The sequence below is a fragment of the Variovorax sp. P4_D9 genome (genome assembly GCF_056401695.1).
On the sequence record NZ_JBFUIU010000361.1, the window covers coordinates 1 to 8933 of the forward strand.

General features: G+C 67.6%; 8 protein-coding genes and 1 pseudogene. 8 read left to right on the top strand and 1 reads right to left on the bottom strand.

Features of this window, described 5'->3' with window-relative positions:
* From AC1DY5_RS30860 to AC1DY5_RS30895, 8 genes are all read left to right on the top strand, one after another.
* The coding region (locus AC1DY5_RS30860) for a MurR/RpiR family transcriptional regulator (RefSeq protein WP_478117660.1) at nt 1-657 on the top strand (657 nt) is incomplete at its 5' end.
* Entirely contained in the window at nt 654-2165 is a 1512-nt protein-coding gene (locus tag AC1DY5_RS30865) for an N-acyl-D-amino-acid deacylase family protein (RefSeq protein WP_478117662.1), read from the top strand. The genes AC1DY5_RS30860 and AC1DY5_RS30865, both read left to right, overlap by 4 nt.
* A 184-nt stretch (nt 2166-2349) precedes the next feature.
* Nucleotides 2350-3255: a 2-hydroxyacid dehydrogenase gene (locus tag AC1DY5_RS30870; protein ID WP_478117672.1), complete on the top strand. Its 906-nt coding sequence runs from the start codon at nt 2350-2352 to the stop codon at nt 3253-3255.
* 11 nt (nt 3256-3266) lie between these two features.
* On the top strand, nt 3267-4013 hold the full coding sequence (locus AC1DY5_RS30875) for a FadR/GntR family transcriptional regulator (protein WP_478117664.1): 747 nt from the start codon (nt 3267-3269) through the stop codon (nt 4011-4013).
* Between the two features lie 76 nt (nt 4014-4089).
* Nucleotides 4090-5466, top strand: a complete 1377-nt coding sequence (locus AC1DY5_RS30880; protein ID WP_478117665.1) for an ABC transporter substrate-binding protein — start codon at nt 4090-4092, stop codon at nt 5464-5466.
* Between the two features lie 20 nt (nt 5467-5486).
* Nucleotides 5487-6362 (top strand): carbohydrate ABC transporter permease, encoded by an 876-nt coding sequence (locus AC1DY5_RS30885; RefSeq protein ID WP_478117667.1) that lies wholly within the window; start codon nt 5487-5489, stop codon nt 6360-6362.
* Entirely contained in the window at nt 6359-7216 is an 858-nt protein-coding gene (locus tag AC1DY5_RS30890) for a carbohydrate ABC transporter permease (RefSeq protein ID WP_478117669.1), read from the top strand. The genes AC1DY5_RS30885 and AC1DY5_RS30890 overlap by 4 nt, the downstream gene beginning before the upstream one ends.
* A 145-nt stretch (nt 7217-7361) precedes the next feature.
* Nucleotides 7362-8432: an ABC transporter ATP-binding protein gene (locus tag AC1DY5_RS30895; RefSeq protein ID WP_478117671.1), complete on the top strand. Its 1071-nt coding sequence runs from the start codon at nt 7362-7364 to the stop codon at nt 8430-8432.
* Nucleotides 8433-8508: 76 nt separating this feature from the next.
* Here the strand turns inward: AC1DY5_RS30895 and AC1DY5_RS30900 are convergent.
* Nucleotides 8509-8933: pseudogene (locus AC1DY5_RS30900) on the bottom strand (DEAD/DEAH box helicase); the annotation flags it as partial.

An 8933-nucleotide genomic window follows, 5' to 3' on the forward strand; every position in this document is an offset into this window, starting at 1 on the left:
GGCTCGTACCTGCACCGCAGCGTGCTGGCCGAGGACAGCGCGGGCGACGTCGCAAGCAAGATCATCCATGCCGCCGTGTCATCGCTGACCGAGCTCGGCCGCCGCATCGACGTCGACGTGCTCGACCGGGTCGCGAACCGGCTGGCGGAAGCCCGGCGCATCGACTGCTATTCGGTCGGCGCCGCCTCGACCTTCATGGCCAACGAACTGCAGAGCCGGCTGTTCCGGCTGGGACGCACCGCCAACGCCATCTTCGATGCGCACCAGCAGCTGGTCTCGGCGAGCACGCTCGGTCCCGACGGCGTGGCCTTCGTGATCTCGCACGTCGGCCGCATGCCCTACACGCTGGAGGCCGCGCGCTTCGCACGCTCGCAGGGTGCCACCGTGGTGGCGCTGACGCAGCCCGACACCCCGCTGGCCGAGACCGCGGACCTGGTGCTCGCGGTGTCGGTGCCGCAGGATGCGGTGATGCGCGTCGGCACCGAGGCCTATCTCGCACACTTGGTGGTGATCGAGATCCTGATGGTCCGCCTGGCCCAGAAGCTCGGGCCGGTCGCGACGCGCGGACTGCAGCAGTTCAAGCAGCTGCTGCACAAGCATGGCTTCGACAGCGCCGAGTATTCCGGCGCCTCGGAAACTTTCGAAGACGAACAATGACGATTCAAGACAAGCAGGTGGCGGGCATCGGCGGACACGCGACGCTGCTCAAGGGCGGCACCATCGTTGATGGCAGCGACACGCCGGGCTGGCAGGGCGATGTGCTGTTCGCGGGCGATCGCATCGTCTCGGTCGCGGCGCCCGGCCAGACCCCGCATGAAGTCCTCGCGCAGCTGCGCGCCCAAGGCCCGATGGACGAGGTCGACTGCACAGGCCTGGTCGTCGCGCCCGGCTTCATCGACGTCCACACGCACGACGACGCGGCCGCGATCGAGAAGGCCGACATGCTGCCGAAGATCTCGCAGGGCGTGACCACCGTGATCGTCGGCAACTGCGGCATCTCGCTAGCGCCGATGGTCACCGACTCGCCCCTGGCGCCGTTGTCGCTGCTGGGCCGGGGCCAGTTCCGCCACGCCACGATGCGGGCCTATGCCGAGGCCGTGAATGCGGCGCGGCCGGCCGTCAACGTCGCCGCGCTGCTGGGCCACACGGCACTGCGGATGCGCCACATGCCGGTGCTCGACCGCGCTGCCAACGAGGCCGAGCGGTCGGCGATGGCGGCGGCCATGCAGGAGGCCATGGATGCGGGCGCCCTGGGCCTGTCCTCGGGCGTGTTCTACGAAGAGGCCTTCGCGGCCGACGTCGAGGAACTGGTCGCCGTCGCCAGCGTGGCGGCGCGCAACGGTGGCGTCTACGCGACCCACATCCGCGACGAACTGGCCGGCATCCTGCCTGCACTGCAGGAGGCCGCGCTGACCGCGCGCCAGTCCGGCCTGCCGCTGGTGATCTCGCACCACAAGTGCGCCGGCCCCGCCAACTGGGGCCGCACCCGCGAGACCCTGCCGCTGATCGAAGCGCTGGCGCGCGGCCAGGAGGTCGGCATGGATGTCTATCCGTACACCGCCGGTTCGACCGTGCTGCGCGAGGACCTGGTCGACGGCATCATCGACATCCTGATCACCGGCAGCCAGCCGCATCCCGAGGTCGGCGGCCGCTACCTGGCCGACATTGCGGCGGAGTGGGGCGTCTCCCAGCAGGAAGCCGCACGGCGGCTGAAACCCGGCAACGCCTGCTACTTCCAGATGCGCGAGGACGACGTCCAGCGCGTCATCACGCATCCGCTCGCGATGATCGGCTCCGACGGCTTGCCGCACGACGAGCGGCCGCATCCGCGGCTTTGGGGCGCATTCCCGCGCGTGCTCGCGAACTACTGGCGCGAGAAGGGCCTGCTGCGGCTCGAGCAGGCCGTGCACAAGATGACCGGCCTGTCGGCGGCGCGCTTCCGCATCGGCGAGCGGGGCCTGCTCAAGGCCGGCTACATGGCCGACATCGTCCTGTTCGATCCACAGCGCGTGAAGGACGGCGCCACCTTCGAGCGGCCGAGCGAGTACAGCGAAGGCATCGAGCGGGTCTGGGTCAACGGGAGGTTGAGCTACACGGCCGAAGGGCGTGCCACCGGTGCACGGGCGGGGCGCTTCGTGAAGCGCGCGGTGAACGCGGCGCGCTAGCCTGCGCTTCGCCATCAGGGTTTGTCCTGCGCGATCGCCATTTCAATCATCATATGATTCGATCCGGCGGCGCCCGGTGAGCGGCGCTTCCGAAGGGCGCTGTTGCGCACCGATGGTTCAAGCAGGAGACGAAGTGACCCCAGAAAATGCCGGACGGCCCGAGTTGCTGCTTGTCGCGCCGTTGATGCCTTTCCTGCTCGAGCAACTGCGGCAGCATTACACGCTGCACGACCGCATCCATGTCAGCGACCCGGCCGCCTTCGCCGCGGTGGCGCCGCGGATCCGCGGGGTGGTCGCCAACGGCGAGGCCAAGGTGCCGCGCGATCTGATCGCGCAGATGCCTGCCCTCGAAGTGATCTCGGTCTTCGGCGTCGGCTACGACGGCGTCGACGTGCCGGCTGCGCACGAGCGCGGCGTGCCCGTCACCAATACGCCCTCGGTCCTCAACGACGACGTGGCCGACCTCGCCATCGGCCTGCTGATCGCCGCCGCGCGCCGCATTCCGCAAGCCGACCGTTTCGTGCGCGCCAACGAATGGACGCATGGCCCGATCGCGTTGAGCCGAAAGGTCACGGGCGGCCGGCTCGGCATCGTCGGCATGGGCCGCATCGGCCAGGCGATCGCCGAGCGTGCCCTGGCCTTCAAGATGAGCATCGCCTACACCGCGCGTTCGCCGCGCGCCGGTATCGGCTACACCTACCATCCCGATCCGGTCTCGCTGGCCGCTGCGGTCGATTTCCTGATCGTGATCACGCCTGGCGGCGCCGGCACCAAGGGCCTGATCGATGCCCGCGTGCTGAAGGCGCTCGGCCCCGAGGGCTACCTGGTCAATGTCGCCCGCGGCAGCGTGGTCGACGAAGAGGCACTCATCGACGCGCTTCGCCACGGCACGATCGCCGGCGCCGGGCTCGATGTCTTCGCCACCGAGCCGAACGTGCCCGAAGCCCTGCGCGCGCTGCCCAATGTGGTGCTGACGCCGCACATCGGCAGCGGCACCAAGCAGACGCGCGAAGCCATGGGCCAGCTGGTGTTCGACAACCTGCGCGCCCACTTCGCCGGCCAGCCGCTGTTGACGCCGGTCGCCGCCTGAGCGGCACGCCCATGGCCAAGAATACCCATGGCCGCACGCTCGATCTGCTGGGGGAGGCGATCGTCTCGCGCCGGTACGCGGTCGGCACGCCGATGCCGGCCGAGCCCTTGCTCTGCCAGGCCTTCGGCGTCAGCCGCACGGTGGTGCGCGAGGCCGTGAAGTCCCTGGTGGCCAAGGGCCTGATCGTCACCGGGCCCAAGCTCGGCACCCGCGTGCTGCCCGACGAGCACTGGAACTGGTTCGACCCCGACGTGATCACCTGGCAGGCCCGGGCCGGCCTCACGCCCGAGTTCCTGCGCGACCTGCAGGACCTGCGGCGCGCGGTCGAACCCGCCGCCGTGCGGCTGGCCGCTGAACGCGCCACGCCCGAGGACATCGAGGAGATCGAGGCCGCCTATGCCGGCATGAAGCACGCGGTGGAATTCGGCGGCGACTATGTCACTTTCGACCTGCGCTTCCACAACGGCCTGCTGCGCAGCGCCCGCAACCGCATGCTGGCGCAGATGAGCAAGGCCCTGCATGCGCTGCTGCGCACCAGCTTCGAGATCTCGACCGTCAAGAAGGACGGCCCGGCGCTGTCGCTGCCGTTGCATCGCGCGGTGCTCGACGCCGTCATCGCCCGCAATCCGGCACGGGCCGAGCGGGCCATCATCAAGCTGATCGACGGCGCCCGCCAGGACATCGACGAAGTGCTGGGCTCGCGCCGCCGGCTGCCCCGCTTGTCGCGTCCGCCGCCGCGCCTGCGGGCGGCCGTCTGAGGCTCGCCGAGATTTCCCTTACCCACCCCGCTCGTGCACCGAGCTGTTCAGCTGCAAGAAGAAGGAGACAAGACACATGAAATTCAAAGCACTCGTGGTCCCGGCGATGATGGCCCTGGGCCTCACGGTCGCCGGCCAGGCTTCGGCGCAGGAGAAGCTCACCGTCTGGTGGGTCAAGGGCTTCTACAAGGCCGAGGACGATGCCTTGTTCGCCGCCATCAAGAAGTTCGAGGACAAGCACAAGGGCGTCAAGGTCGAGCTGTCCCAGTACCCGGTGCAGGACATGATCCCGAAGACCGTCTCGGCGCTCGACTCGGGCAACCCGCCCGACGTCGCCTATGCCGACGTCTACGACTTCCAGGTCACCGGCAAGTGGGCCTTCGACGACAAGCTGGAGGACATCAGCAGCGTCATGGCGCCGATCGCCTCGCGCTTCGCCCCGAACACCATCGAGACCACCTTCCTCTACGACGACAAGACCAAGTCCAAGGCCTACTACGCCTTCCCGATCAAGCAACAGACGATGCATATCGAATACTGGATCGACATGCTCGGCGAGGCGGGCTTCAAGGAGTCCGACATTCCGACCAACTGGAAGGACTACTGGTCCTTCTGGTGCGAGAAGGCGCAACCCGCCAGCCGCCAGAAGAGCGGCAAGCGCACCTTCGGCATCGGCATGCCGATGGGCGTCGATTCGAGCGACTCGTTCTATTCGTTCCTGACCTTCATGGATGCGTACAACGTGAAGCTGGTGAGCGACAGCGGCAAGCTGCTGGTCGACGACCCCGCCGTGCGCACCGGCCTCATCAATGCGATGACCGACTACGTGGCGCCCTATCAGAAAGGCTGCACACCGCCGTCGTCCACCAGCTGGAAGGACCCGGACAACAACGCCGCCTTCCACAACAAGACCATCCTGATGACGCACAACGCGACCATCTCGCTGCCTGCCAAGTCGCTCGACGACTCGAACAACGCGACGCTCACGCCCGAGCAGCGCGAGGAGGCCAGGAAGAACTACACCGAGCGCATCCGCACCGCGGGCTTCCCGAACAAGCCCGACGGCGGCAAGATGGTCTACCGCACGGCTGTGAAGACCGGCGTGGTGTTCAAGGAAGGCAAGAACAAGCAGCTCGCCAAGGAGTTCGTGAGCTTCCTGCTGCAGGAGGAGAACCTCACGCCGTACGTCGAAGGCTCGCTCGGGCGCTGGTTCCCGGTGACCAAGGCAGGGCAGGCGAGCCCGTTCTGGCAGGCCGATTCGCATCGCAAGTCGGTCTACAACCAGTACGCGGCCGGCACCGTGACCTTCGAATTCACCAAGAACTACAAGTTCACGATCCTCAACAACGAGAACGTCTGGGCCAAGGCGATGAACCGCATCGTGAGCGACAAGGTGCCGGTGGACAAGGCGGTCGACGAAATGATCGAGCGCATCAAGACGGTCGCCCGTTGAGCTGAAAGCGGAAGCCGACCATGAGTTCCACAGCCAACGCCGTGACCGTGGCCGGCAGTGCCGCGACGTCGCCCGCGAAGCTCGGACGCTGGCAGTTCTGGGGGCGGCTGATGGTCGTTCCCTACCTGCTGGTGTTCCTGGTCTTCGTGCTCTATCCGGTGTGCTACGGCCTCTGGCTGGCACGCCATCCGCAGAGCTACGTGCACCTGGTCGAGGACCCGATCTTCTTCCGCTCGGTGATCAACACCATCGTCTTCCTGGTGGTTGCGATCAACATCAAGATGCTCGTGGCGCTGGTGCTGTCGGGTTTCTTCGTGCGGTCGCGCTGGTGGATCAAGATCCTCGCGGGGGTCTTCATCCTGCCCTGGGCGGTGCCTTCGATCCCGACCATTCTCTCGGTGCGCTTCATGCTGAATCYCGAGTGGGGCGTGATCAACAGCACCATCTTCCACCTGACCGGCCTCGACGGCCCCAACTGGCTCAACGATCCGACCCTGGCCCTGAGCTTCTCGATGCTGATGCACATCTGGAAGTCGCTGCCGTTCTGGACCCTGATCCTGGTGGCGGGGCGGCTCGCGATCCCGGGCGAGCAGTACGAGGCGGCCTCGGTCGACGGCGCCAGTTCGTGGCAGAAGTTCCGCTTCATCAGCTGGCCGGCCCTGCGCACGCTCTACGTCACCTCGCTGATCCTCTCGATGATCTGGACGCTCGGCGACTTCAACAGCGTCTACCTGCTGACCGGCGGCGGTCCGGCCGACCTGACCCATGTGCTGGCGACGCTCGGCATCCGCTACCTGCGGCTCGACCAGGTCGACCTGTCGATGGCCTCGATCGTCGTCGCCATGCCGCTGGTGCTGCCGCTGGTCTATTTCATGATGAAGAGGTTGTCGAAATGAGTCGCAAGCGCTGGTCCCTCAAGGCGGTCGGCAACGAAGCCAAGCTGCTGCTGATCGGCATCCCGGTGCTGCTCTGGACGCTGATCCCGATCTACCACATGGTGCTGTTCGCGATCTCGCCGCGCGGCACCGCGACCAGCGGCCGGCTGTGGCCGAAGTCGCCGACCTTCGACAACTTCGCGACGGTGTTCCAGCAGAAGCATTTCTACCTGGACCACTTCTGGGTGCAGCTGGGCAACTCGCTGTTCATCGCGGTGGCGGTCGGGGCGATCACGCTGTTCGTCGCCACCACTGCGGCCTTCGCGATCAGCCGGCTGCGCGTGCGCGGCGGCCGCACGGTGATGAACATGGCGCTCTTCACGTACTTCATCCCGGCCGCCTTCCTGGCCGTGCCGATGTACAAGACCATGGGCAACTACGGCCTGCTCAACAGCCAGTGGGCGCTGATCCTCGCGATGGTGACCATCGCCTCGCCCTACTGCATCTGGGTGCTCAAGCAGGCCTCCGACAAGCTGCCCTACGAGCTCGACGAGGCGGCGCGCATGGACGGCGCATCGCCGCTGCAGCTGTTCCGGCTGGTCTACCTGCCGTTGATGGTGCCCTCGCTGGTGGCGGTCGGAACCTATGCGCTGCTGCTGGCCTGGAACGAGTACCTGTACGCCTTCCTGCTGCTGTCGAACGACCGCAGCGTGACCCTGGCCGTGGCGCTCGGCAACTTTCTCGCGGCCGACGATTCGCCCTGGGAACTGCTGATGGCGACCGGTCTCATCTATGCACTGCCGCCCGCGGCGATCTATTACACGTTCAAGCGCTACATGGTCGGCGGCATCACCGCCGGCGCGGTGAAGAGCTGACCCCCAGGTTGCCCGGCACTTCGTGTCCGGGCGCCCACCCCCTTTCAGGGGGCGACACCGGCGGCCCGGCAAAGCCGGTTCCGCGGTGTCCCCCGAACAGGCCCGGGCTTCGCCGGGCCAACAGAGAGAGAAAGAGACGACAAAAATGGCTTCAGTCACTTTTCGCGATGTCCAGAAGTCCTATGGCAAGACGCGCATCATCGAGCGCCTGGGCTTCGAGATCGAGGACGGCGAGTTCGTCGTGCTGGTCGGGCCCTCGGGCTGCGGCAAGTCCACCTTGCTGCGCATGCTGGCCGGCCTGGAAGACATCAGCGGCGGCCAGATCATGATCGACGGCCGGGTCGTCAATGAGCTCGAATCGAAGGACCGCGACATCGCGATGGTGTTCCAGAGCTACGCGCTGTATCCGCACATGACGGTCGGCGAGAACATGGGCTTCAGCTTGCGCCTGCGCAAGGCCGAAAAAACGCTCACCGACAAGCGCGTGGCCGATGCCGCGAAGATCCTCAACCTCGACAAGTTGCTCGGGCGCTATCCGCGCGAGCTGTCSGGCGGYCAGCGSCAGCGSGTSGCSATGGGGCGCGCSATCGTSCGCGACCCGAAGGTGTTCCTGTTCGACGAGCCGCTGTCCAACCTSGACGCCAAGCTGCGGGTCGCGATGCGCGCCGAGATCAAGGCGCTGCACCAGCGSCTSAAGACCACCACCGTCTACGTSACCCACGACCARATCGAGGCCATGACGATGGCCGACCGCATCGTCGTGATGCACGACGGCGCGGTCGAGCAGATCGGGACGCCGCTCGAGCTCTACGACCGGCCCGACAACCTGTTCGTCGCCCAGTTCATCGGCTCGCCGTCGATGAACGTGCTGGAAGGCACGGTGCGCCGCGCCAACGGGCAATGCCGCGTCGAGGCGCAGGGTGCATCGTGGCCGGCACCGGCCGCCGGCTCGGCGGTCGACGGGCAGGCGGTCCACTATGGCGTACGGCCGGGGGACATCACCTTGTCGGACGCCTCGAATGGCGTGCCGGCCAAGGTGATCGTGGTCGAGCCGACCGGCGCCGAGACCGAACTGCTGGTCGAGGTCGGCGGCACCCAGCTCACGCTGGCGGTGCACGGCCGGGTCGATGCCCAGCCGGACCAGGTCGTTGGGCTGGTGATCGGCAGCGAGAGCGTGCACCTGTTCGACCGCCAGACCGGCGCGCGCCTGAGCTGAGCGACCGCGGCCGTCCAGGCCAAAGAAAAAGGGCGCAGCGCGCCCTTTTTTATCGGAGAAGTGGAGGTGTCGTGACTCAGCGGCCGAAAGAGCGGCCACCGCCGCCACCGCCGTAGCCACCACCGCCGCCACCGTAGCCGCCGCCGGAGCGACCGCCGCCACCCGAACGGCCGCCGCCGCCGGAGCGGTTGCCGCCGTAGCCGCCACCGCCGCCGCGACGTCCGCGGCCGCCACCGAGGCTGTCGACGCTAGTGCGCAACGGATCAGGCTGGCCGTCGCCGCCGGCCACTGCTTCGGCGCGCAGATGCGCCACCGCGTCGGCCTGCGTCGGGCTGTGGCTGTTGCCGTGATGGCGCGGCTGGCGCTCTTCATGCGGCAGGTGGCTCTGGTGGTGCGTCGGCGCATGGTGCGGCGCGCGCGCCGGTCCCTGCGGTCCGCGTGCCGGGCCTTGGCCGCGGCCGCCCTGGCCGCGCGGGCCCTGGCCACCACCGCCATTGGCGC